The organism is Brevibacterium picturae (genome assembly GCF_030453725.1).
GTDB classification, from domain to species: domain Bacteria; phylum Actinomycetota; class Actinomycetes; order Actinomycetales; family Brevibacteriaceae; genus Brevibacterium; species Brevibacterium sandarakinum_A.
In genome coordinates this window covers 1-23651 of the sequence record NZ_JAKDJU010000029.1, presented here as the reverse complement: position 1 = coordinate 23651, position 23651 = coordinate 1, and the positions used below count along the sequence as shown (strand labels likewise).

The 23651-nt window shown below is 64.6% G+C and carries 22 protein-coding genes; 3 read left to right on the top strand and 19 right to left on the bottom strand.

From position 1 onward, the window contains the following. The 17 genes from L0G76_RS05075 to aspS all read right to left on the bottom strand — a co-directional run. Positions 1 to 976 (bottom strand): dihydroorotase (locus tag L0G76_RS05075; RefSeq protein ID WP_304356234.1); only part of this gene is annotated, 976 nt, incomplete at its 3' end. After that, positions 969 to 1949: an aspartate carbamoyltransferase catalytic subunit gene (locus L0G76_RS05070; RefSeq protein WP_304356233.1), complete on the bottom strand. Its 981-nt coding sequence runs from the start codon at positions 1947 to 1949 to the stop codon at positions 969 to 971. The genes L0G76_RS05070 and L0G76_RS05075, both read right to left, overlap by 8 nt. Further along, complete coding sequence (gene pyrR / locus L0G76_RS05065) at positions 1946 to 2497, bottom strand: bifunctional pyr operon transcriptional regulator/uracil phosphoribosyltransferase PyrR (protein WP_304356232.1); 552 nt, start codon at positions 2495 to 2497, stop codon at positions 1946 to 1948. Before pyrR ends, L0G76_RS05070 begins: the two co-directional genes overlap by 4 nt. A 109-nt stretch (positions 2498 to 2606) precedes the next feature. After that, positions 2607 to 3014 (bottom strand): transcription antitermination factor NusB, encoded by a 408-nt coding sequence (gene nusB, locus L0G76_RS05060; RefSeq protein WP_304356231.1) that lies wholly within the window; start codon positions 3012 to 3014, stop codon positions 2607 to 2609. After that, positions 3015 to 3575, bottom strand: coding sequence for an elongation factor P (efp, locus tag L0G76_RS05055; protein WP_304356236.1), 561 nt, complete (start codon positions 3573 to 3575; stop codon positions 3015 to 3017). Positions 3576 to 3724: 149 nt separating this feature from the next. After that, positions 3725 to 4840 carry a 3-dehydroquinate synthase gene (gene aroB, locus L0G76_RS05050; RefSeq protein WP_304356230.1) on the bottom strand — a complete coding sequence of 372 codons (1116 nt, stop codon included), beginning with the start codon at positions 4838 to 4840 and terminating at the stop codon, positions 3725 to 3727. Between the two features lie 80 nt (positions 4841 to 4920). Beyond that, positions 4921 to 5544: a shikimate kinase gene (locus tag L0G76_RS05045; protein WP_304356229.1), complete on the bottom strand. Its 624-nt coding sequence runs from the start codon at positions 5542 to 5544 to the stop codon at positions 4921 to 4923. Further along, positions 5541 to 6746 (bottom strand): chorismate synthase, encoded by a 1206-nt coding sequence (aroC, locus tag L0G76_RS05040; protein ID WP_304356228.1) that lies wholly within the window; start codon positions 6744 to 6746, stop codon positions 5541 to 5543. The genes L0G76_RS05045 and aroC overlap by 4 nt, the downstream gene beginning before the upstream one ends. Positions 6747 to 6756: 10 nt before the next feature. Next, positions 6757 to 7503, bottom strand: a complete 747-nt coding sequence (locus tag L0G76_RS05035) for a prepilin peptidase (protein WP_304356227.1) — start codon at positions 7501 to 7503, stop codon at positions 6757 to 6759. 18 nt (positions 7504 to 7521) lie between these two features. Further along, positions 7522 to 8475, bottom strand: a complete 954-nt coding sequence (locus L0G76_RS05030; RefSeq protein ID WP_304356226.1) for a shikimate dehydrogenase family protein — start codon at positions 8473 to 8475, stop codon at positions 7522 to 7524. Then, on the bottom strand, positions 8472 to 9614 hold the full coding sequence (mltG, locus tag L0G76_RS05025) for an endolytic transglycosylase MltG (RefSeq protein WP_304356225.1): 1143 nt from the start codon (positions 9612 to 9614) through the stop codon (positions 8472 to 8474). Before mltG ends, L0G76_RS05030 begins: the two co-directional genes overlap by 4 nt. Then, complete coding sequence (gene ruvX, locus L0G76_RS05020; RefSeq protein ID WP_304356224.1) at positions 9611 to 10087, bottom strand: Holliday junction resolvase RuvX; 477 nt, start codon at positions 10085 to 10087, stop codon at positions 9611 to 9613. The genes mltG and ruvX overlap by 4 nt, the downstream gene beginning before the upstream one ends. After that, positions 10084 to 12738 (bottom strand): alanine--tRNA ligase, encoded by a 2655-nt coding sequence (gene alaS, locus L0G76_RS05015; RefSeq protein ID WP_304356223.1) that lies wholly within the window; start codon positions 12736 to 12738, stop codon positions 10084 to 10086. The genes ruvX and alaS overlap by 4 nt, the downstream gene beginning before the upstream one ends. Positions 12739 to 12976: 238 nt before the next feature. Then, entirely contained in the window at positions 12977 to 13576 is a 600-nt protein-coding gene (rpsD, locus tag L0G76_RS05010) for a 30S ribosomal protein S4 (protein WP_304356235.1), read from the bottom strand. 252 nt (positions 13577 to 13828) lie between these two features. Next, a complete protein-coding gene (locus tag L0G76_RS05005; RefSeq protein WP_304356222.1) occupies positions 13829 to 15439 on the bottom strand; it encodes a cation:proton antiporter family protein in 1611 nt (536 codons plus the stop codon). A 138-nt stretch (positions 15440 to 15577) separates the two neighbouring features. Then, a complete protein-coding gene (locus L0G76_RS05000) occupies positions 15578 to 17095 on the bottom strand; it encodes a replication-associated recombination protein A (protein ID WP_304356221.1) in 1518 nt (505 codons plus the stop codon). Next, positions 17095 to 18879, bottom strand: coding sequence for an aspartate--tRNA ligase (aspS, locus tag L0G76_RS04995; protein ID WP_304356220.1), 1785 nt, complete (start codon positions 18877 to 18879; stop codon positions 17095 to 17097). Before aspS ends, L0G76_RS05000 begins: the two co-directional genes overlap by 1 nt. A gap of 119 nt (positions 18880 to 18998) precedes the next feature. Here aspS and L0G76_RS04990 point away from each other — a divergent pair, with 119 nt between their 5' ends. After that, positions 18999 to 19379 (top strand): ArsR/SmtB family transcription factor, encoded by a 381-nt coding sequence (locus L0G76_RS04990; RefSeq protein WP_304356219.1) that lies wholly within the window; start codon positions 18999 to 19001, stop codon positions 19377 to 19379. A gap of 54 nt (positions 19380 to 19433) precedes the next feature. Here the strand turns inward: L0G76_RS04990 and hisS are convergent, their stop codons facing one another. After that, positions 19434 to 20768, bottom strand: a complete 1335-nt coding sequence (hisS, locus tag L0G76_RS04985) for a histidine--tRNA ligase (protein WP_304356218.1) — start codon at positions 20766 to 20768, stop codon at positions 19434 to 19436. A gap of 66 nt (positions 20769 to 20834) precedes the next feature. Further along, positions 20835 to 21479 carry an MBL fold metallo-hydrolase gene (locus L0G76_RS04980; protein ID WP_304356217.1) on the bottom strand — a complete coding sequence of 215 codons (645 nt, stop codon included), beginning with the start codon at positions 21477 to 21479 and terminating at the stop codon, positions 20835 to 20837. 119 nt (positions 21480 to 21598) lie between these two features. On the opposite strand from L0G76_RS04980, the gene L0G76_RS04975 reads away from it, so the two are divergent. Both L0G76_RS04975 and L0G76_RS04970 read left to right on the top strand, forming a co-directional pair. Continuing rightward, complete coding sequence (locus L0G76_RS04975; RefSeq protein ID WP_304356216.1) at positions 21599 to 22951, top strand: DUF349 domain-containing protein; 1353 nt, start codon at positions 21599 to 21601, stop codon at positions 22949 to 22951. 120 nt (positions 22952 to 23071) lie between these two features. Then, positions 23072 to 23632: a hypothetical protein gene (locus L0G76_RS04970; RefSeq protein ID WP_304356215.1), complete on the top strand. Its 561-nt coding sequence runs from the start codon at positions 23072 to 23074 to the stop codon at positions 23630 to 23632. Positions 23633 to 23651 lie beyond the last annotated feature (19 nt).

The following is a 23651-nucleotide window of genomic DNA, read 5'->3' as shown; positions in this document are numbered from 1 at the left end:
CGACCATGCCCATGGCCGCGGCCGTCCACTCACTGCATTTGTGCTCCGAGGTGTGCGGGGCGTGGTCGGTGCCGATGACATCGATCGTGCCATCGGCCAGTGCTTCGCGCAGTGCGCTGACGTCGGCCTCGGTGCGCAGCGGCGGGTTGACCTTGTAGACCGGGTCGAAGCTGCGGACGAGTTCATCGGTGAGCATCAGATGGTGCGGGGTGACCTCGGCGGTGATCTCCACGCCTCTGGACTTCGCCCACCGGATGATGTCGACGCTGCCCTTCGTGGACACGTGGCAGATGTGGAGACGAGAACCCACGTGTTCGGCCAGGAGCACGTCGCGGGCGATGATCGATTCCTCGGCGACCGCGGGCCAGCCGGGCAGCCCCAGTTCGGCCGAGACGACGCCCTCATTCATCTGCGCGCTCTCGGTCAGGCGCGGTTCCTGGGCATGCTGGGCGATGACTCCGTCGAAGGTCTTGACGTATTCGAGGGCACGCCGCATGAGCAGCGGGTCCGCGACGCAGATCCCGTCGTCGGAGAAGATCCGGACTCGAGCGGCCGAGCGGGCCATGGCGCCGATCTCAGCGAGGTACGTCCCCTCCAGGCCGATGGTTACGGCGCCGATGGGCACGACTTCGGTGTAGCCGGCGGTGCGTCCGAGGCGGTGGACCTGCTCGACGACGCCTGCGGTGTCCGCGACCGGAGCAGTGTTCGCCATCGCGTGAACGCAGGTGAACCCGCCCGAGGCGGCCGCGCGTGAGCCGCTCAGGATCGTCTCCGCGTCCTCCTTTCCGGGCTCCCTCAGATGCGTGTGCATGTCGACGAGTCCGGGCAGGGCGATGAGTCCGTCGGCGCTCACGACCTCCACATCTCTGCCGTCGTGAGTGAGCAGATCGGGGTCGACGATCGTCGAATCCTTGATCGCAATATCGCCAGTTCCCTGGCCCAGCACATTCGCACCGCGGATCAGATAATCAGTCATTGGTCTCCTCCTGACCTGTCAAGAGGCGGTACAGGACCGCCATGCGCACGCTCACTCCGTTTTCGACCTGGTCGAGGATGAGGGCGCGCGGTGAGTCGGCGGCTGCCGCTGAGATCTCGAAGCCGCGGTTCATCGGCCCGGGGTGCATGATGAAAGTCTCCTTCGGCAGCCCGGCCAGACGGGCGGCGCTCAGTCCCCACAGTCGTGCGTATTCGCGTTCATTGGGGAAGAACGATTCGTGCATGCGCTCGTGCTGGACACGCAGCATCATCACAGCCGCATAGTCTTCGCTGTGCAGAGCCTCATCGAGGTCGTAGTGCAGAGTCACCGGCCAGTTGTCGACTCCCCACGGCAGCAGGGTCGGCGGTGCGACGAGGTGGACTTCGGCGCCGAGGCGGGCCAGCAGATGGACATTCGACCGGGCCACTCGGGAGTGCAGGACGTCACCGACGATTGCGATCTTCGCGCCGTCGAGTCCGCGTCCGCGAGGTCCGTCCTTGACAGCGCCCGAGGCGGCGAACCCGCCGAGTGCGCGGCGCAGGGTGAAGGCGTCGAGCAGGGCCTGTGTGGGATGTTCGTGGGTGCCGTCGCCGGCGTTGACGACGGGGACGTCGATCCAGCCGGTGTGGGCCAGGCGATGGGGGGTGCCTGATCCGGCATGGCGGACGACGAGCGCATCGGCGCCCATGGCGGAGATCGTCTGGATGGTGTCCTGCAGGCTTTCGCCCTTGGACACCGAAGAGCCCTTGGCGGAGAAGTTGAGGACATCGGCCGAGAGCCTCTTGGCCGCTGCTTCGAAGGACAGTCGGGTCCGCGTCGAGTCTTCGAAGAAGAGGTTGACCACGGTTCGTCCGCGCAGCACCGGCAGCTTCTTGACCTCGCGATCGGAGACCTGAGTCATCTCTTCGGCGATGTCGAGGATCGAAATGGCATCGTCGCGGCTCAGCGAGATGGTGTCGAGGAGGTGCTTCACTCACGGCCTCCCGAGATAGTGACTTCGTCGCCGCCGTCGATCTCCGCCAGGGACACGTTGACGCGTTCGCTGCTGGAGGTGGGAAGGTTCTTGCCCACGTGATCGGCGCGGATCGGCAGGTCCCGGTGGCCCCGGTCGACGAGGACGGCCAGGCGGACCTTCGCGGGGCGACCGAGATCGGACAGGGCGTCGAGAGCGGCTCTGATCGTGCGGCCGGAGAAGAGCACATCGTCGACGAGGACGACGGTCTTCGCATCGATGCCGTCGGCGGGGATCGTGGTGGGTTCCGGGGCACGGTAGGCGCCGCTGCGCAGGTCATCACGGTACATCGTGATGTCGAGACTTCCGACGAGTTCGCTCGCCATCTCCGGACGTTCTGAGATCGAGGCGATCTGCTCGGCCAGTCGAGTGGCCAAGGGAACCCCGCGACGAGGAATCCCTAAGAGGACCAGGTCATCGCTGCCCTTGTTGGACTCGATGATCTCGTGGGCGATACGGGTCATTGCCCGCTTCATATCTGGGGCATCGAGCACTGTTCGCTGTGTCATGCTTCCCCTTCTCCGCCTCTCCGGACGGTGGTTAAAGGAGTGGTTCGATTCGATTGTAGACCTCGCACGAATGAGGTCGGTTCGCGGGTCCGGATTCCGGACCCGCGGTTCAGATCAGGGTCGGCTTGACGTCCAGGACGCGTGAGAGCAGTCCCGAGATGAAACCTGGTGAGTCATCCGTCGAGAACTGCTTGGCCAGGGACACGGCCTCGTCGATCGCGGCCTTGTCGGGCACCTCGTCGTTGAAGAGGATCTCCCAGGTCCCGATCTGGAGCAGCGCCAGGTCGACGGCCGGCATCCGCTCCAGGGTCCAGCCCTGTGCATAGGTGGCGATGATCTCGTCGATCTCGTCACGATGACTCGCGATTCCTTCGACGATCTCGACCGCGTAGGCCTTCATCGGGTAGTCGGGGTCGTTGGACCGCATGGTCACGACCTGCTCGGTGTCGAGGCGGCGCTGTCCCGCCTCGAACATCAGTTCCAGGGCCCGACGGCGGGCCCGCGTGCGTGCTGACACTTACTTGACGCGACCCAGGTAGTCACCGTTGCGGGTGTCGACCTTGACCTTGGTGCCCTCTTCGAGGAACAGCGGCACCTGGATGTCGTAGCCCGTCTCCAGCGTCGCCGGCTTGGAACCGCCGGTCGACCGGTCACCCTGCAGTCCCGGATCGGTGTGGGCGATCACGAGCTCGACCGAGGGCGGCAGCTCCACGGACAGCGCGGTGCCCTCATGGAAGGAGATCTGCAGGTTCTGGTTCTCGAGCATGTAGTTGGCGGCATCGCCGACGAGCTCTGGTGAGAGAGCGACCTGGTCGTAGTCCTCGGCGTCCATGAAGACGTAGTCGGTGCCGTCATGGTAGAGGTACTGCATATCGCGACGGTCGACATTGGCTGTCTCGACCTTGGTGCCGGCGTTGAACGTCTTGTCGATGATCTTGCCGGAGAGCACGTTCTTGAGCTTGGTGCGGACGAATGCCGGACCCTTGCCGGGCTTGACATGCTGGAACTCCAGCACCTGCCACAGCTGCTTGTCGATATTGAGCACAAGGCCGTTCTTCAGGTCGTTGGTTGAAGCCACTAATCCGTCCTTCTTCGTGTCAGTCTTGGCCACCGCGAGGTGATCGGGGGTGTCTGGCAGTTTCGCCAAACAGCAATTCTAGCAAGCTCGTGCAGGCGCTGCCATCTCGGGCCTGTCAGCAGTCTCGCGAACGATCAGGCCCGCGTCGCTCAGCCCAGGTCTGTGCCGAGCATGATCCGGGGCGAATCCTCCCCGACCTCTTGGTAGGCCGTGTGGAGGATCGAGACGTCCGGAATCTCGACCGTCGCGGGTGCGCCCACCTCGCCCAGAAGCACCATGCGCAGCATCGAACCGCGAGCCTTCTTGTCCCGCTTCATCGTCTCCAACAGCTGCGGCCAGACATCGGCTCGGTAGGTGATGGGCAGACCCAGTTTGGTCAGCAGCTCCCGGTGAAGGTCGACGGTCTCGGGAGGAAGACTCTTGACCATCGCCGCCACCTCGGCGGCGAAGACCATGCCCACGGACACCGCAGCGCCGTGACGCCACTGATACCGCTCCTTGTGTTCGATGGCGTGAGCCAGCGTGTGACCGTAGTTGAGGATCTCGCGGCGTCCGGACTCCTTGAAGTCATCGGCGACGACGTCGGCCTTGACGGCAATGGCACGTTCGATGAGCTCACGCAGGACGGGACCGTCCACCTCGGCGATCTCAGCCTTCGAATGGCTGCTCACAAGCTCAAGGATCGCAGGATCGGCGATGAAGCCGGTCTTGACCACCTCGGCGAGGCCGGTGAAGAGCTCGTTCTCCGGCAATGTCTGCAGAGTGTCGAGGTCGACGAGGACTCCCGACGGGGCATGGAAGGAGCCGACGAGGTTCTTGCCCTCAGCGGTGTTGATGCCGGTTTTGCCGCCGACTGCCGCATCGACCATGCCGAGGACCGTGGTGGGAATGTGGATGACGGAGATGCCGCGCAGCCAGGTGGCCGCGACGAAGCCGCCGAGGTCGGAGACGGCTCCCCCGCCGACCGTGATGATTGCATCGCTGCGTGTGAAATCGCTCTGGCCGAGCACCTGCCAGCAGAACGCGGCGACCTGCACGTGCTTGGCTTCCTCAGCATCGGGGATCTCGGCCACAATCGCGTCCACACCGGTTGCACGCAGGTCATCGCGGACTGTCTCTCCGGTGGTCCGCAGGGCTCGGGGATGGATGACGAGCACCTTCTCGACGCGTGGGCCGAGGAGCTCGGGAAGTTCCCCCAGGAGCCCCTGCCCCACCAGAACCGGGTAGTTTCCGCCGGCTTCGACGTTGATGCGTGTGAGACTCATTCGTGCACTTTCCCCTCTGCTGCCTCCGGGCATGACATGACCGCGGAGGCTGAACTTACGAACCTGTTGCGCCCTCAAGCCTAACTCTCTGATTCGTGACCCGAGTACTTGGCATACTCCTCGGCTCGCTGCAGGCCGGTGAGGACGTCGACGACGCGGTTGACGATGGTCGAGGGATGCGAATTCGAGGCGTGGACACGAAAGGTGGCGACCTGATCGTAGAGCGGCTCACGCTCGTTCACGAGCGCCAGCCAGTTCTCCAACGGCGTTCCGGCCCCACGCAGCAGAGGCCTGTGGGGTGAGTTCAGCCGCGTCATGACGGTGTCGACATCGATGTCGATGTGCACGACCTTGATCGCGGGGTGCCCCAACTGGGCCCGGGTACCCGGATTGAGGATCGCTCCCCCGCCCAGGGAGACGATGCCTGGGCGGTCGAGCAGCCGACGCAGGGCACGCCGGACGACCTCGCGTTCGATCCGGCGGAAATGGTCCTCACCGCGTTCGACGAAGATCTCGCCGATGACGCCGTATTTGTCGACGATGTTCGCATCCGTGTCGATGAGCGGGAGGTCGAGTCGGTCGGCCAGGAGACGACCGATCGTGGACTTGCCGGCGGCGGGTGGTCCGGTCAGGACGATGCGTGACTGCGCGGCCGGGACCGGTTCCAGGGGTGGAACCGGTTTCGGGTGCGGGCGCCCAGTCATCGGCCGATGCGGAGGTTCTCCGGAATGGCGGCCATATAGGCATCCAAGTTCCGTTTGGTCTCGGCCACGGAGTCCCCGCCGAACTTCTCCACCACGGCTTCGGCGAGGACCAGGGCGACCATCGCCTCAGCGACGACGCCGGAGGCCGGCACCGCGCACACATCCGAGCGCTGGTGGTTGGCCTTGGCGGATTCGCCTGTGGCCACGTCGACGGTCGCCAGAGCGCGTGGGACCGTGGCGATGGGCTTCATGCCGGCCCGGACGCGCAGTGGCCCGCCCGTCGACATTCCGCCCTCGGTGCCGCCGGCGCGATTGCTCACGCGCCGGATGCCGTCGTCACCCACGGCGAGTTCGTCGTGGGCAGCTGATCCGGGGCGCCGCGTGGTGAGGAAGCCATCGCCGACCTCGACGCCCTTGATCGCCTGAATGCCCATCAGGGCTCCGGCGAGTCGGGAGTCGAGTCGACGGTCCCAGTGGACATGCGAGCCCAGTCCGGGCGGCAGATCGTAGGCGAGGACTTCGACGGTTCCGCCGAGGGTGTCACCGGCCTTCTTCGCCGTATCGATCTCCGCGACCATGCGTGCGGAGAGGTCCGGGTCGAAGCAGCGCACCGGATCGGCATCGAGTGCGTCCACATCCGTTGCCAGAGGCAGTGAGGGCTCGGTCGCAGCATCGGCGACGTTCTCGGCGGTCCCGATCGCCACGGTGTGGGAGACGAGTGTGATGCCGAGCTCGCCGAGGAAGTTCGCGGCGATGGTGCCCAGGGCGACGCGCATCGCCGTTTCCCGTGCGGACGCGCGTTCGAGGATCGGTCGCGCCTCATCGAAACCGTATTTCTGCATTCCGACGATATCGGCGTGACCCGGTCGTGGTCGGGTCAGCGGAGCGTTTCGGGCCTGACCGGCGAGTTCGTCCTCGTCGATCGGGTCCGCACTCATCACGGTCTCCCATTTCGGCCATTCCGTGTTCCCGACTTCAACGGCCACCGGTGATCCCAGAGTCTGACCGTGTCGCACTCCGCCGAGGAGGCGCACCTCGTCGGCCTCGAACTTCATTCGTGCTCCACGGCCGTAGCCCAATCTGCGTCGAGCCAAGCTCGCGCGAATGTCTTCCCTGGTGATCGGAACGTGGGCGGGAAGCCCCTCAATGATCCCTGTCAGCGCTTCGCCGTGGGATTCGCCTGCAGTCAGCCATCTCAACATTCAACCGATTCTACAAAAGGATTGGGGAAAGCACCGACCCGAACCACATTCCGGAAAGCATTGCGGGTCCGAATGCGATCGTCGTCGCCTTCAGACTGCGTTTCGCCGCGGCAGCGATGAGCGCCCAGATCCCAGCGATGAACATCATGATGATGAATGTCAGTGCCGGGGCCCAGAGGTCGAACAGGCCTGCGGTGGAGAAGGTGACAAAGGCGAGTTTGACATCGCCGAGGCCCATGGTGCGCGTGCGCATGAGCCTGCCGATCAGGTGGAGGACGGCGAAGGCCGCAGCTGCGCCAAGGCCCGAGGTGAGACCGACGAACCAGATCCTCGACTCCCCGACCAGCGTACCGAGCACCATGGTGAGCAGGCAGATGACGATGAGCGGGTAGACGAGGCGGTCAGGCAGACGGTGGACGAGGACGTCGACGACGATGAGGTACGGCGTGGCTGCGGCGACGACGCCGAGGATCAGCGCCGAGAAGATGATATCGGCCGGGTTGGGTCCATAGGCGGTGTATCCGGTGTCGACGGGTATCACCTGCCCCGAGGGAAAGAGCAGCGCTGCGGCGGCAGCGATGCAGATGCCCGCGATCACCAGCCACGGTCCCCTGACCAGACGCACCCTCGAGATGATCTCGAGCTGGGCATCGTCGGCGAGCCATGCTGCGGCGGTGCGAGCCAGAATCAGCCCTGCAGCGACGCTGATGAGGATCGACAGCCCGATGAGCATTCCGTGCAGAACGTCTGTGTCCACCCCGCTGCGCCCTCCTCGTCAGTCCTGCGCCGAGGCGCTCTGTCGGTCGAGTGCTCGATACATGGCGTCCGCGATGGCGCCCCTCAGGTCCTGGCCCATGGGGAGGCCTGCTCCCGCCGGCGGGTCACCGGCGGCGATGAACATCTCCGACTGTGCGACAGCCTGTTCGACAAGCATCACCGTGCCGTCGACCGGGAGGAGTCCATGCGCTTCGGCGGCGCGGAGAAATCCGGATTCGGCGGCATAGGCCACGTCGAGGGCCACTCCTCCGCGGAAGTCAGGAGACCACTGCAGCTCGGGGACCGCCTCGGCGGGGAGGGTGGAGATGACAAGGGCAGAAGGATCGATGCGGCCGAAGGGTGCTGTGGTCGCCGACATCCCGAGCCGTTTGCTCAGGGCGAGGACCCGGCGAGCCCGATCGGGATTCCTGACGAGGAATTCGACCGTGGTCATGCCCAGTTCATGGCAGGCCAACAGTGCCGAGGCCGCGGTCGCCCCGGCCCCGAGAATGGTGGCCCTCTCGGCACTGTCACTGTCGGCAGTGTTGACGCCCGCGCTTGCACCGAGACCGACGGTCATCGCCGATATCCCAGCGGTGACAGCCGCTTCCCGACAGGTGTTCAGACCTGGGGCCATCGCGCGCACGATTCCCTGCACGTCGGTGTTGGCGACCGACGTCGCTCCGTCCCTGCGGACAAGGGTGTTCGCCGCTCCGGTCAGTCCGGCCGTGTCATCGAGTTCCCATTCGTGGGCGCGCGCAAGTTCGACGAGCCGTTCCTTCAACGGCATCGTCAGTGAGAATCCGACCTGCGTCCCGTGAGTTGCGAGAAAGGCTTCGAGCTCGTCGGCTCCGAGCTCGAAGCTGGCGTATTCGCTGCCGTGGAGTCCCAGTGCCCGGAATGCCGCACGGTGAAGCAGCGGGGACTTGGAGTGGGCGATCGGAGATCCGAGCACCGCAGCCGAGATCGTCATGTGTCGCCGTTGTCCTCTCCGTGCTGTTTGAGCCACTCCCGGTAGATCTCGACGTTCTTCTTATGCTCTTCGTAGGTCTTGGCGAACTTGGTTTCGCCTGTGTCCGGGTTCGTGGCCACGAAGAACTGCCAGTCTCCCTCGGTTGGGTTCAGTGCCGCGTCGACGGCACCGGAGCTGGGTGAATTGATCGGTCCCGGCGGCAGCCCCTTCTTCTTGTACGTGTTGTACGGGCTGTCGGATTCGCGTTCCTTCTTCGTTGTCGTCAGGTCGCTGCGGGCACCGTGGATGTAGGCCACGGTCGCATCGGATTGGAGCAGTCTGCCGGTGTTCGAATCCTCCGAAATACGGTTGAGGAAGACTCGCGCAACCTTCTTCCGCACCTCTTCGTCACCGGGCGACTCGATTTCGACGAGGCTGGCCAATGTCATGATCCGATTGGCGTCGTCGAGGTCGATGTCGGCCTTCTCGATCTCCCGCTTCGTTTTGTCGACCATTGCGGACACGATGTCCTCAGCGGTCTTGTTCTTGTTGAGGTTGTAGGTGGCCGGATACAGATATCCTTCGAGGCTGGGGGCTTCGACGTCGAGACCGTAGTCCTTCGGAGCCTTGTCGTCGATGGCCTTGTCAACCTCTTCGGCCTTCATCCCCGACTCGACCATCTTGGCCTTGATCTGTTCGATCTTTCGCCCCTCGGCAATCGTGATCTTGGGAGGCTTGATCGGATTGACGATCGCTTCCACCGCAGCCTCGGAGCTCATCTTCTCCCGCAGGATGATCGGCCCGGCCTGGATCGTGACGTCGCGACGTTCGATCTCGTCGAGGAACGGTTCGGAGTTCATGATCACACCGGCCTCGACGAGCTGGTTGGCCACGGAGCGTGCCGAAGCCCCCGGCGGGATCTCGATGGAGACCTCACTGGTGCCTGCGCCTTCGTAATCGCCCTTGGGACCGAACAGATCGTCGAAGACTCCGCCGGCGGCTCTGACGCCGAAGAATCCTCCGATGCCGAAGACGAGCACGCAGATGACGACGATCGCCGTCGTCCGGCGCCTGCGCATCATCCGCCGGTGCTTCCTGGCTTTGAGGTCGGACCGGGTCAGCCCTTCGTCTTCCAGGAACTCACCTGGGAACGGACTCATTGCTCACTCTCCTCGTCGGGCATCGCTCGACCGGCGGGTGCACCGGTGTTGTGTTCGAATTCGAGGGCGTTCTGCAAGATGATCACGGCGGCCTGAGCATCAACGATCTCACGGCGTTGGCGAGAGTTCTTCCCGGCGGCTGCCAGTGCGTGATGGGCTTCGACCGTGGTGAAGCGCTCGTCAACGAGGCGGATGGGCGTCGCGGTGGCAACGCTGATCCGCCGGGCGAATTCCAGCGCGGTCGCCGCCGCCGCCCGGGCTGCTCCGTCAAGGGATTTCGGGTCGCCGATGAGCAGCTCGATCGGCTCGTATTCGTCGATGATCTCCCGCAGCGCCTTCAGCGCCGCGGGCTCGTCTCTCCGACGGACCACCGTCAATGGTGTGGCGAGGATGCCGTCGGGGTCGCTGCTGGCCACCCCGATGCGCACCGAACCGATGTCGAGGCCCAAGCGTCGACCTCGGCGGAAACTCACAGGAGAGCTGCCTTGACCGCTCCAATGGCAGCGGGGACCGCGGATACGTCGCTGCCGCCGCCCTGGGCGAGATCGGGCTTTCCGCCGCCGCCACCGCCGAGTTCGCCGCAGGCCAGGGACACGAGCTTGCCGGCCTGGTGTCCGTCCTCCCGTGCGGAAGCTGTCGTGGCGATGACGACGACGGGTTTTGCGTTGCTCGTCCCGATTCCCAGGACGACGGCGCTGCGATCTGAGACTCGGCTGCGCAGGTCGGTGACGACGGTGCGGATGTCTCCGGCGTTCGAGACCGCACCGAGTTCGGCGACGACGAACAGTGTCGATCCCACGGTCTCGGCATTGTCGAGGAACTTTCCGGCCGAGGCGAGGAGCTGTTGGGAATTCAGTCGTGCAATCTCCTTCTCCGCGTCCTTGAGCTTGCTCATCAGGTCCCCGACGCGTTCTTTCACATCTGTTCCCGGCACCTTGAGCATGTCGGACAGCGAGGACACGATGCTGCGTTCTGCGGCCAGTGAGCGGAAGGCATCCATGCCCACGGCAGCCTCGATGCGGCGCACGCCCGAGCCCACGGAGGCTTCGGACAGCACGGAGATCGGCCCGACCTCGGACGAGGCTCCGACGTGAGTGCCTCCGCAGAGTTCGCGGGAGAACGGTCCGCCGATGTCGACGACGCGCACGATGTTCGGATACTTCTCGCCGAAGAGTGCCATCGCCCCTGATTTTCGGGCGTCTTCGAACGGCAGGAATTCGGTGCCGACCTCGTAGTTCGAGCGGACGGCGAGGTTGGCGACGTCTTCGATCTCCGCCCGCATCTGGGCGCTCGGGGCTTCGGGGAACGAATAGTCGAAGCGCATGTAGCCGGGCTGGTTCATCGAACCGGCCTGGACGGCGTGAGTTCCGAGGATCTCCCGCAGTGCGGCATGGACGAGGTGCGTGGCCGTGTGGGCTTGCGAACCCTGGAACCGGTGGTCGTGGTCGACGACGGCCAGGACCTCGGCCCCGACGTGGATCTCACCGTCGATGACTTCCACTCGGTGTGCGGGGAGCCCCTTGACGGGATTCTGCACATCGAGGACACGGGCGGTGAAGCCATGGCCCCTGATGAGGCCTATATCGGCGCGCTGTCCGCCGGCCTCGGCGTAGAACGGGGTCAGATCGAGGATGAGGTCGGCGCTCTGTCCCGGTGACAGGACTTCCTGGGCGAGCCCGTCGACGACGATTCCGCGCACCCGGGAATCAGCTTCGAGCCGGTCGTAGCCGACGAATTCCGAAGCGCCGTCATCGAGCAGCGCGGAATAGGCGGAGAGATCGGCATGTCCGCCGCCCTTCTTCGCCTTCGCGTCGGCCTTCGCGCGGGTCCGCTGTTCGCTCATCAGGGCCCGGAAGCCCTCCTCGTCGACATGGACGCCTTGTTCGGAGGCCATTTCCAACGTCAGGTCGATCGGGAAGCCGTGGGTGTCGTGCAGGGCGAACGCGACGTCGCCGCTGAGGGTCCTGTCCGATTCGGGCAGCGATGCGGCCGCGTTCTGGAACAGCTGAGTGCCGGATTCCAGGGTCCGCAGGAACGCCTTCTCCTCGGCATACGCGATGCGGGAGATGCGATCGAAGTCGACCTCCAGCTCCGGGTAGGACAGTTTCATCGATTCCATCGACACCGGAAGCAGTTCGGGCAGAACCTCGCTGGTCACGCCGAGGAGGCGCATGGCGCGCACGGCACGGCGCAGGAGACGGCGCAGGATGTAGCCGCGGCCTTCGTTGCCGGGTCGGACACCGTCGCCGATGATGATGAGGGACGAGCGCACGTGGTCGGCCACGACGCGCATCTGCACGTCGGCATCGTGATCGCCACCGTATTTGTGTCCCGAGAGTCGGCTGGCGGCCTCGATGACCGGGAAGACCTCGTCGATCTCATACATGTTCTCAACACCCTGGAGCAGGAAGGCGACGCGCTCGAGGCCCATGCCGGTGTCGATGTTCTTCGCGGGGAGCTCGCCGGCGATGTCGAAGTCGACCTTGGAGCGGACTTCGCTGAGTTCGAATTCCATGAACACGAGGTTCCAGATCTCGATATAGCGGTCCTCATCGGCCACAGGTCCGCCTTCGAGGCCGTATTCGGGACCGCGGTCGAAGTAGATCTCGGAGCAGTAGCCGCCGGGGCCGGGCTGTCCGGTGTGCCAGAAGTTGTCGTCATTGTCGCGCGGCTGGATGCGCTCACGCGGAATCGAGGTCTCGTCGAGCCACAGGTCGATGGTCTCGATGTCGTCCTCATGGACTGTCGCCCACAGCAGATTCCCATCGAAGCCGAACCCGCCGTCTTCCACGGAGTTCGTCAGCAGACCCCAGGCGAAGCGAATGGCATCGCGTTTGAAGTAGTCACCAAATGAGAAGTTGCCATTCATCTGGAAGAAGGTGCCGTGGCGGGTGGTCTTGCCGACCTCTTCGATGTCGCCGGTGCGCACGCACTTCTGTACGCTCGTGGCGCGATTGAACGGGGCAGGCTCGCGACCGGTGAGGTACGGGATGAACTGCACCATTCCCGCAATGTTGAACAGGATCGATGGGTCGGAGCTGATCACCGACGCTGAGGGGACGACCGCGTGCCCATTCGCTTCGAAGTAGTCCAACCAGCGCTGTTTGATCTCTGCCGTCTTCATCCAAGGCCTTTCACATGTTGCGTGTGCACTCTTGCACTCATCAGGGATTAGTTTAGTGGCTCATCCACAGTATGCGAGGTGCCGACGCCGCGCGCCGTCGACCCGCGGGTCACCCCGAGATCAGCCACCGGGGGCCTGGCCTGCGAAGAGACCGACCCGGCGTTTGCAGGGGTGAATGCACAACTGCCCGGAACTCGACGTTCCGGGCAGTTGCTGCCGTGCGATCCCTCTGGGGTGATCAGCGCGAGTAGTGCTCGACGACCAGCTGAACGTCGACGGTCACTGGAACCTCTTCGCGCTTGGGGCGACGAAGCAGGGTGGTCTGCAGACCTTCGAGGTTGACGTTGAGGTAACCCGGAACTGCCGGGAGAACATCCTTGTGTCCACCGGCTGCGGCGACCTGGAACGGATCCATTGTCGCGCTTCTGGCGTGGACCTGGATGGTCTGTCCTTCCTTCACACGGAACGAAGGACGATCGACGCGCTGGCCGTCAACGGTGATGTGACGGTGGACGACGAACTGACGTGCCTGGGCGATGGTCCGAGCGAAGCCCGAACGCAGCACCAGGGAGTCGAGACGCGACTCGAGGAGCTCGACCATGGTCTCACCGGTCAGACCGGAGAGGCGGCTGGACTCCTTGTAGATCTTGAGCATCTGAGCTTCGCGGATGCCGTACTGGGCGCGAAGACGCTGCTTCTCCTTGAGACGAACCGAGTAGTCGCTGTCATTGCGACGACGGGCGCGGCCGTGCTCGCCCGGAGGGTACGGGCGACGCTCGAAGTACTTCTCCGCCTTCGGAGTCAGCGGCATGCCGAGAGCGCGCGAGACGCGCGTCATCCGGCGGTTACGTGCTGGTGCTGGCACTGTATTACCTTTCATCAATATGGTGTGTCTCGACCGGCCATGGGTTCTCGCCCTAGTCGAAACGGTTGTTTCCCTGGATGGGAAAGAGGGATTGAGCGTCGAGATCCGCTCGCACCGACCGCCTTTAGCGTGCAGGCACAACAGCAATCCATCCTAGCCGAAGTCCAGACCCAGGCGCAATGCAGGTGTCCGTGGGGAGCTCGGCTCCGGCAGGTGCGCTGAAGGTCACACTTCGGTGTGGCCGGCCTCATCGGGTCCTCGACCGGCCGGCGGTTCCATTGCCGCATCGGCGACCGCTGCGCCCGAGCCACTGTAGATGTTGACGACTGCGTGCGCCCCTGCAGCAGTGAAGTGACCAACCTGGTCCTGGCGCTGCACCACCGCTGCGATGGTGCCGTCGAAACCGGCGATCCGCAGCTGGTCGAGCGCGAATATGTTCGAGTCGTGGATCGCCATGGCCAAGATGACCGTACGGGCCTTTCCGCCGACCACCAGTCGATGCCAGAATTCGTGGTCGGTGGCGTCGCCTTCGAGCACATTGAACTCTTCGCGCTCCAGCTCCTCCACCACCAGGTGATCATTGTCGATGCCGATGACCGACAGACCGCCGCGATCGACGAGCCGTTCGTAGGCGCCACGACCGATGCGTCCCATACCCAGCACCACCACCTCGGCGACCCCCGTGTCGATCGGTCGGTCGATGGGCCTCAGGCGGGCTTCGTTCTCGTCCGGCAGGATCTCGTCGAGACGGGCCACGATCGGCAGGCTGGACGCGTTGGCCAGCGAGGAGATGATCATGCCGATGGCTACGGCCAGTGTCGTCACTGTCAGCCAGTTGTCCGCGAAGACCCCGTTGGCCACCCCGACGGCGACGACGATGAGCGCGAATTCGGAGAAATTGCTCAATGCCAGACTGGTCCGGATGCTGGTCCGATTGCGCAGACCGAAGAGACGGCCCATCAGATAGAAGCTGATGAAATTGAACGGGATGAGAACCACGCACAGGATCAGCGCCAGTGCCAGATCGGCCCAGGTCGGTACCGCCTGGAGACCGATCTCGACGAAGAAGGCGACGAGGAAGAGTTCTTTGACGCTGAACAGGGATTTGGACAGTTCGGTGGATCTGGGATGGCTGGCGAAGAGCAGACCCATCGCCAGGGCACCGAGGTCGCCGTGGATGCCCACGGACTCGAAGGCGACGTAGCCCGGCCCCAGCGCCATGACCACGCCGAAGAGCACGAGCAGTCCACCGCGTCCCACGCGGTCGAGAACGCGGCGCAGCACCCATGAGGCGGGAACCAGGAGAACCAGTGCGAAGGCCCACGGGCTCGGCGGCTCCTCCCCTGCGACCGTAATGAAGGCGACCGCGGCGATGTCTTGGAAGACGAGGATGGCGATGGCGATCTGGCCGTAGTACGAACCGTCATCGGAACGGTCTTCGAGCACCTTGACCACGAGGACCGTCGACGAGAACGAGAGTGCGAACCCGAGCAGGCCCACGGTCCCCAGGCCACCGTCGAGGGTGACGACCCCGATGACCGCGGCGAGCCCGATCGTGCCGGCCCCGACCAGGACACTTGTGAGCATGTGGAGGGCGGCAGTGCCGTAGGCCTCGGGCTGGATCAGTGAACGCAGATCGAACTTCAGCCCGATGGTGAACAGGAGCAGGATCACGCCGAGGTCGGAGACCAGTCCGAGGCCCGCGAAGGCGGTGGCGCCGAGGAGGTGGAGCAGGAACCCGGCGCCGAGGAAGCCGACGAGCGGAGGAATGCGCAGCTCATGGGCGACCAGGCCGAGCGCGAGGGCGACCGCGATGATGACGATGATCTCCTGCACGCCGACCCTCCTTGGCCACTACTGCGCCGACTCACCGACCATGGCTGCGGCACGCTTTCACCCTGTGCACAAAACTACCGTGTCTGAAGAATCAGGGGGAGGAGATCGGAGGCGATTTTCGGTCATCGTGTGCCGAGATCAGGGTCGCAGAAGTCTCTGCAGCATTTCGAGCCGCTCCCCCAGGGACCGTTCCAGGCCGTTGCCGGTCGGTTCGTAGTATCGCTTCCCGCGCAGTGTCTCCGGCAGGTATTCCTGAGCTGCGACACCGTGCGGATGGTCGTGCGAGTACTTGTAGCCCTCACCGTGTCCGAGTTCCTTGGCACCGGGATAGTGCGCGTCGCGCAGATGGGTCGGCACTTGACCCGAGAAGCCGTTCTTGACGTCGGCGATCGCCGCATCGAGGGCACGGTAGCTGGCGTTCGACTTCGGTGCCATCGCCAGGTAGGTGACCGCCTCGGCGAGGGGAATGCGGCCTTCGGGCATGCCGATGTTCTGCACTGCTGTGGAGGCTGCCACCGCGATCGGCAATGCCTGCGGATCGGCCATCCCGATGTCCTCGGCGGCCGAGATCACGACGCGGCGGGAGATGAACCGGGGGTCCTCCCCGGCGACGATCATCCGGGCCAGATAGTGCAATGCGGCGTCGACGTCTGAGCCGCGGATCGATTTGATGAATGCGGAGACGACGTCGTAGTGCTGGTCGCCGTTCTTGTCGTAGCGCAGCACCGTTTCGGAGCTGGCCTCGGCGCAGGCGGCCTCGGTGATGATGATCGGGCGGTCCTCGGACTGCGAACCATCCGCCGCTTCGCCGGAGTCACCCGTGTCGCCGGAGCCGTCGGCGCTCTTTGCGTCAACGGAGTCCGCCGGGTCATCGTGCGTACCGACACCGCCGACCTTGGCGAATTCCGCCTGTGCGGTGGCGATTCCGGCAGCCGCTTCGAGGATCGTCAGGGACCGTCTGGCATCGGCACCGGCGATGCGGACGACGAAGTCCTTCGCGGCCGACTCGAGTTCGAACTGACCGGCCAGGCCCCGTTCGCTGGCCACGGCCCGGTCGAGCAGATCGGCGATAGCGGCGTCGTCGAGTGGTCGCAGTGTGAGCAGAAGCGAACGGGATAACAGCGGAGAGATGATGGAGAACGATGGGTTCTCGGTCGTCGCCGCCACCAGGACGACGAGGCGGTTCTCCACTGCCGGCAGCAGCGCGTCCTGCTGTGCCTTCGAGAACCGGTGGATCTCGTCGAGGAACAGCACGGTCGTGCGCTGGTACATGTCCCGCTCACGCCGGGCGTTCTCGATCACCTGCCGCACATCCTTGACGCCGGCGGTGATGGCAGAGAGTTCGACGAAGGTCCGTCCCGGTGCGTGGGAGATGACATGGGCCAGCGTGGTCTTGCCGACCCCGGGAGGGCCCCACAGGATCACCGAGGAGGCTCCGGCCCGGTCTCCCCCGCTGGCCTCGACGAGTTGGACCAGCGGTGAGCCGGGGAACGTCAGATGGTCCTGGCCGACCACCTCGGCGATGGTGCGCGGACGCATCCGCACGGCCAGCGGATCGAGGGCACGACCAGAATCGGCACGCGAACCGCCGACGCCCGGACCAGGCTTACCCTGGTCCGGGCCGTCGGAGGAGAAGAGGTCAGGACCGTCGGTCATCAGGCCTCGACGACGTCGGCTTCCGGTTCGAAGTCCACACCGGCCTCGGCGCGCTGGGCGTCGGTGATCGGTGCGGGTGCCTGGGTGAGCGGATCGTAGCCGCCGCCGGACTTCGGGAAGGCGATGACCTCGCGGATCGAGTCGACTCCGGCGAGCAGGGACACGATGCGGTCCCACCCGAAGGCGATGCCTCCGTGCGGGGGCGCACCGAATTTGAAGGCTTCGAGGAGGAAGCCGAACTTCTCCTGGGCGTCCTCTTCCGAGATGCCCATGACCCGGAACACGCGTTCCTGGACGTCCTTGCGGTGGATGCGGATCGAGCCGCCGCCGATCTCGTTGCCGTTGCACACGATGTCATAGGCGTAGGCCAGTGCTGCGCCCGGGTCGGACTCGAGGGTGTCGAGGAACTCCGGTTTGGGTGCGGTGAAGGCGTGGTGGACCGCGGTCCACTGGCCCCCACCGACGGCGACGTCGCCGGCGGCCTTAGCATCGGCGGCGGACTCGAACATGGGTGCGTCGACGACCCACACGAAGGCCCAGTCGCCTTCCTTGATGAGTCCGGTGCGTTCGGCGATCTCGTTGCGGGCAGCGCCCAGGAGAGCCCGCGAGCTCGCGGGGTCACCGGCGGCGAAGAAGATCGCGTCACCGGGGGTGGCTCCCGCGGCTGCGACGAGTCCGGCCTTCTCCTCATCGGAGATGTTCTTGGCGACAGGTCCGGTCAGGGTCCCGTCTTCGGCCACGAGGACGTAGGCCAGACCCTTCGCGCCGCGCTGCTTGGCCCAGTCCTGCCAGGCGTCGAGCTGACGGCGAGGCAGGGAGCCCCCACCGGGGTAGACGACGGAGCCGACGTAATCGGACTGAAAGACCCGGAACGGAGTTTCGGCGAAGAACTCGGTGAGGTTGTGCAGTTCGAGGTCGAAGCGCAGATCAGGTTTGTCGCTGCCGTACTTCTCCATCGCCTCGGCGTAGGTGATGTGCGGGATCGGAGTCGTGATCTCGTGACCGATGAGCTTCCACAGAGCCACGAGGATCTTCTCCGCCAGGGCGATGATGTCCTCCTGCTCGACGAAGGAGGCTTCGATGTCGAGCTGAGTGAACTCGGGTTGCCGATCGGCCCGGAAGTCCTCGTCACGGTAGCAGCGGGCCAGCTGGTAGTAGCGTTCCATGCCTGCCACCTGCAGAAGCTGTTTGAACAGCTGCGGTGACTGCGGCAGGGCATACCAGGAACCGGGCTGCAGACGCGCGGGCACCAGGAAGTCGCGGGCACCTTCAGGAGTCGACTTGGTCAGGGTCGGGGTCTCGATTTCGAGGAACTCCTGTTCGTCGAGGACCGAGCGGGCTGCCTTGTTCGCGGCCGAACGCAGACGCATGGTCGCGGCCGGTCCGGAGCGGCGCAGGTCGAGGTAGCGGTAGCGCAGGCGGGTCTCTTCGCCGACGGTGCCGGCGTCTTCGGCGTGGTCGGAGACCTGGAAGGGCAGAGCCTCGGCCGGGCTGAGGATCTCGACGCTGGTGTCGATGACCTCGATGTCGCCGGTGGGCAGATTGGCGTTGGTGTTGCCCTCGGGCCGCAGGGACACGGTGCCGGTGACCTTGACCACTGTCTCGTTTCGCAGTGCATGCGCATCGTCCTCGCGGACGACGACCTGAACGATCCCCGATGCGTCACGCAGATCGATGAAGGCGACACCTCCGTGATCGCGACGACGGTCGACCCACCCGGTCAGGGTGACGGTCTGTCCTGCATGTGTGGCTCGCAGGCTTCCGGTTTGATGGCTTCGCAGCACCTAGGGCTCCTTTACGATGTTTATGTGGCAGCGCGTGAACAATGATAGTCGCTCGCCACTGGAATACCGGCATGGCCCACTGCAGGTCACCTGCCGCGTGCGACGAGGAAGAGGATGACATGAGCATTGGCGGCATGGGCACAGGCGATCCCGACTCCGATGCGGGAGCCGACCCCACCTCGGCGCAGGTCGAGGTGGCGGCGGAGACCTTTCGGATGCTCGCCTCCGGCACGCGCCTGCGTCTGGTCTGGACGCTGGTCAATCAGGAGCTCGACGTCTCTTCCCTCGCCGAGGCGATCGGTGCGGCCGTGCCCACCGTGAGCCAGCATCTGGCGAAGATGAGATTGGCGGGCCTGATCTCCTCCCGCCGGGACGGAAGGCGGATCTTCTACACCGTCGATGACCCGCACGTGGTCTCGATGGTGCGCGAGATCTTCGATCACATCGCCCCGGACGGGTCGTTGGCACCCGACCCGCCCGCTCACGGGTCCTCGGTCTGACCAGTCACAGTGCTTCCGGCCAGGCACAGCGCTCCCGTTCAGGCTCTGGAGGCGTCAGTCGCGGTACACCCGGGGCCTGCGGTCGGCTTCGTTGGGCTCCCAGGTCGCCGGGTCGGCCGAGGCCTGGTCACCGGAGCGGATGTCCTTGATCTCGTGACCGGAATCGCCATCGGTGAACCACACGAAGGGGATCCCGCGACGCTCTGCATAGCGAATCTGCTTGCCGAACTTCGCCGCACTCGGTGAGACCTCGCAGGCGATGTCGCGGGCGCGCAGAGCCGCGGCCACTGCGTCGGCTTCGCTGCGTTTGTCCTCATCGGTCACCGCGACGACCACTGCCGACGGGGTCCCGCGAGTGGCCTTGATGCCGCTGTCAGGGTCGAGGATGAACGCCATCAGCCGGGAGACGCCGATCGACATGCCGACACCGGGGTAGCTCTTCTTCCCGACCGTGACGAGCGAGTCATAACGACCGCCCGAGGCGACCGAGCCGAGCTCTTCATGCCCGATCAGCTGCGTCTCGTAGACGGCGCCGGTGTAGTAGTCGAGCCCGCGTGCGATCTTCAGCTGCGCCACCACAACGCCAGGTGCCCTCTGATGGGCGGCGCGAAGCATCGTGGTCAGTGACGCAAGACCCTCGTCGAGCAGGGGGTGCTCGACTCCGAGTGCACGCACATCAGCGGCGAAGTCAGGTGAATCCGATTCGATCGCGGCCAGTTCCAGGCACAGTCGCTGCTGTTCCTCGTTCGCACCGGCTTCGGCGGCCAACAGCTTGCCCACCTCGGCCGGGCCGATCTTGTCGTACTTGTCGAGGCAGCGCAGCACGGCCTGAATGTTGGTCAGTCCGATGCCGCGGGCGAACCCTTCGAGCAGTCGGCGATCGTTGACCACGATCTTGACGCCGGGCACACCCAGCGGAGCCAACCGGCTGAAGGCATCGGCGACAGCGAGTGGGATCTCGACTTCGAAGTGGCCGGGCAGCTGAGCCTCGGCGATGACATCGATATCGGCCTGGATGAACTCGCGGTACCGGCCCTGCTGCGGGCGTTCACCGCGCCACACCGGTTGGATGCGAGCGGCTCTGAACGGAAAGCTCAGATCGTTCGCGTGATCGGCGATGAACCGGGCCAGCGGCACCGTCAGATCGAAATGGAGTCCCAGCGGGTTGCGCTCCGTGCCTTCGGAGTGCAGTCGGCTGACGGCGAAGATCTCCTTGTCGATCTCTCCGTCCTTGGCCAGCTGGCTGATCGGCTCGACTGCCCGGTGGTTGAGGGCTGAATACCCATGCAGTGCGAAGGTGTGTGCGAGGACGTCGATGATCGACGTCTCGATCACGCGTTCTGCAGGAAGCCGTTCCGGGAATCCGGACAGTCGGGCTGACTTCGCCATTGTTCTCCTTGGTGCTCTTCGTCTCTGATGGTGTTCGGGGTGCTGACTGCGGTCGGTTCGTCTGCTCTAGAAGAACGGATTCGTCGCCAGTTCGTGACCGACTCGGGAGCCTGGGCCGTGTCCAGGATAGATGGGAACGTCGGGCAGCGTTGTGAACGCCTGCAGCGATTCCGCCATCGCCGAGGCGTCTCCCCCGGGGAGGTCGACGCGGCCGATCGCCCCGGCGAAGACCACATCACCGGTGAAGATGATCTCTTCGCCATCGGCCTGCACCCGCAGCAGTGTCGATCCTTCGGTGTGTCCGGGTGCGGCCACAGCCGTGATGGTGAGTCCGGAGACTTCCACTGTCTGTGCGTCGAGGAGGGCATTGACCTCGGGTGCGATCCAGTCCTTGACGAGGGGTTCGAGCATCGGGGCGAACTGCGGGCTCAAGGTCTCGGCGGGTCTGTCCAGACGGTAGCGGTCGGGAGCACCGAGGTAGACCGGTACTTCCCAACGGGACAGGACGTTGGTCAGGCCGAGGATGTGGTCGGGGTGACCATGGGTGAGGAAGACGGCACGAGGCACCAGATTCTCCTCCTCAACGATTTCAGCCAGGCCGGGTGCGCAGTCGAATCCCGAGTCGACGAATATGGCGTCGTCATGGCCTTCGGCACGCACGGCGTAGCAGTTGACTTCGAGGAATTCGGCACGGGTTGCAAATACATCCATGCTCAAAGTCTATCCAGAGCCTGGAGCTTGGTTATGCTGGGATAACGTCAATCAGGAAATCGAGTGATCTGCCGGCACAGAGCCCTGCAGGTTCGACCGATGGAAACAAGGTGAGAATCATGTCGACCCCGACCCCGAAGCCGGTCCCGCGCCCGTCCTCTCTGCCCCGCCCGCAGGCGGCCCAGACCGTAGCCGGGACCACCGTTGATCATGATGCGGAAGTCCGGCGCGCAACGGAGCACGGTCGAGCAGATCAGGAGGGCAATGTCTTCGTCGTCACCGCTGACGGCGAACGTGCGGTCGGGCAGTACCCCGATGCCAGCCCTGAGGAGGCCCTGGAGTACTTCGCAAAGAAGCACGTCGAACTCGTCGAGAATGCGGCGCTTCTTCGCAACCGACTCTCGGCCGGCGCCCCAGGTCGCGAGGTGACATCGGCCGCGCAGACTCTGCAGCAGAGCCTTCCCGAAGCCAACGTCGTCGGCGACCTCAAGGGGCTGTCCGCCACGTTGGACACCCTGATCTCGGATGCACAGGCCACCGAGTCGAAGCAGGCGGCACGCGCAGAGGCAGCGAAACTCGAAGCGGCTGAGGAACGCGAAGAGATCGTCGCCGAGGCGGAATCGCTGGCCAAACGCGATCCCGCGAAGATCCAGTGGAAGCAGTCCGGGGCACGTCTGCGTGAGCTCTTCGGCCAGTGGAAGGACATGCAGCGCAGCGGCCCCCGGCTGCCGCGAGCCGTGGACCAAGAGCTGTGGGGTCGCTTCTCACAGGCTCGGAACACTTTCGAACACAAGCGCAAGGAATTCTTCGCTGAACTCGACAAACAGAACTCCGAGGGCAAGCGGATCAAGGAGAAGATCGTGGCCGAGGCGGAATCGCTGTCGGATTCGACCGACTTCCGCACGGTGTCCCAAAAGTACAAGGACCTGATGAGCCAGTGGAAGAAGGCTCCACGGGCCTCGCGCAAGGACGATGACGCACTGTGGGCTCGTTTCCGTGCCGCCCAGGACATCTTCTTCTCCGCTCGAGATGCAGAGAATGCTGCGGTCGACGAGGAGTACAAGGGCAACCTCGAGGTCAAAGAGGCCATCCTGGCCAGGGCGCAGAGCCTGCTGCCGATCGGTGATATCGGCGTGGCGAAGAAGGAGCTGCGCGTCATTCAGGACGAATGGGAAGCTGCCGGCAAGGTGCCTCGTGCCGATGTCTCTCGCATGGAGAACGGACTGCGTGAGGTCGAACGGGCGCTCTCCGACGCAGAGGATGCCGAGTGGAAGCGCAGCAACCCGGAGACCAAGGCTCGAACGTCCGGTGCGCTGAGCCAACTCGACGATTCGATCACCGAGTTGGAGCAGAAGTTCGACAAGGCGAAGACCAGCGGTGATGAGAAGGCTGTCGCCGAGGCACAGTCGGCGCTCGACGCGCGTCGCGCTTGGCGCGACCAGTTGGCTCAGACGGCTGCCGAGCTGAGCTGATGAAGGCTGCCGAGACGAGCCGACTCGGCTTCCACAGACAACCGAACATGAGTCGCGGTTTATCCACAGATTGATTCTTCGGTCTTGCACATCGCCTCCATACAGCGCAATAGTGGCTGTATGGAGGCGATGTTTCATCTGCGTGACTACAGCTACGAGCACCTCACCGAGCTGACATTGGACGGTCTGCTGACACGACTGACCGAGTCCACTTGGGTCCGCAAGGGTGCTGTTCTCAGCTCGGAGGACCGCATGGCGGCGCTGCATGCACAGATCCCGCCGCGCCTTGTGCTCTCCCACGACATCGCCTGGTGGGTCCACAGCGGTCTCGGCAGGGCTCCGAGTCCGCTGACTTTCATCACCTATCCGAGGCGGCGCTACGTCGACGGGTGCGAGATCGTCGTCCATGAGCTCACGATCGCGCAGGACGAATGGGAGCTCATCAACGAGCACCCCATCACCACTGCGGACAGAACGCTCTATGACCTGCTGCTCCCCCACCTGCACTGTCCCGATGATCGCTCGGTCCAGGCTGTGAAGAATCTCATCGATGAACTTCCCGGCAGAGCCAGACAACAGTTCCGGCTGTACCTGGCAGAGGTCTCACGCAGACCGTATGTCGCCCAGATGCGAAGCGTCTTCGAGCGGATCTGTGCCGCATCGGACCGTGGCAGACGGTGATCGTTCATGGTTCATGGTG

Excerpts from the sequence above, each read along its gene's own strand:
- aroB (WP_304356230.1), bottom strand. The coding sequence starts at position 4,840 with ATGAGTCTCACACGCATCAACGTCGAAGCCGGCGGAAACTACCCGGTT.
- L0G76_RS05000 (WP_304356221.1), bottom strand. The coding sequence starts at position 17,095 with ATGACCGACGGTCCTGACCTCTTCTCCTCCGACGGCCCGGACCAGGGT.
- pyrR (WP_304356232.1), bottom strand. The coding sequence starts at position 2,497 with ATGACACAGCGAACAGTGCTCGATGCCCCAGATATGAAGCGGGCAATG.
- L0G76_RS04980 (WP_304356217.1), bottom strand. The coding sequence starts at position 21,479 with ATGGATGTATTTGCAACCCGTGCCGAATTCCTCGAAGTCAACTGCTAC.
- L0G76_RS04970 (WP_304356215.1), top strand. The coding sequence starts at position 23,072 with ATGGAGGCGATGTTTCATCTGCGTGACTACAGCTACGAGCACCTCACC.
- L0G76_RS04975 (WP_304356216.1), top strand. The coding sequence starts at position 21,599 with ATGTCGACCCCGACCCCGAAGCCGGTCCCGCGCCCGTCCTCTCTGCCC.
- L0G76_RS04990 (WP_304356219.1), top strand. The coding sequence starts at position 18,999 with ATGAGCATTGGCGGCATGGGCACAGGCGATCCCGACTCCGATGCGGGA.
- aroC (WP_304356228.1), bottom strand. The coding sequence starts at position 6,746 with ATGTTGAGATGGCTGACTGCAGGCGAATCCCACGGCGAAGCGCTGACA.
- L0G76_RS05030 (WP_304356226.1), bottom strand. The coding sequence starts at position 8,475 with ATGACGATCTCGGCTGCGGTGCTCGGATCTCCGATCGCCCACTCCAAG.
- alaS (WP_304356223.1), bottom strand. The coding sequence starts at position 12,738 with ATGAAGACGGCAGAGATCAAACAGCGCTGGTTGGACTACTTCGAAGCG.
- rpsD (WP_304356235.1), bottom strand. The coding sequence starts at position 13,576 with ATGACGCGCGTCTCGCGCGCTCTCGGCATGCCGCTGACTCCGAAGGCG.
- L0G76_RS05045 (WP_304356229.1), bottom strand. The coding sequence starts at position 5,544 with ATGACTGGGCGCCCGCACCCGAAACCGGTTCCACCCCTGGAACCGGTC.
- mltG (WP_304356225.1), bottom strand. The coding sequence starts at position 9,614 with ATGAGTCCGTTCCCAGGTGAGTTCCTGGAAGACGAAGGGCTGACCCGG.
- hisS (WP_304356218.1), bottom strand. The coding sequence starts at position 20,768 with ATGGCGAAGTCAGCCCGACTGTCCGGATTCCCGGAACGGCTTCCTGCA.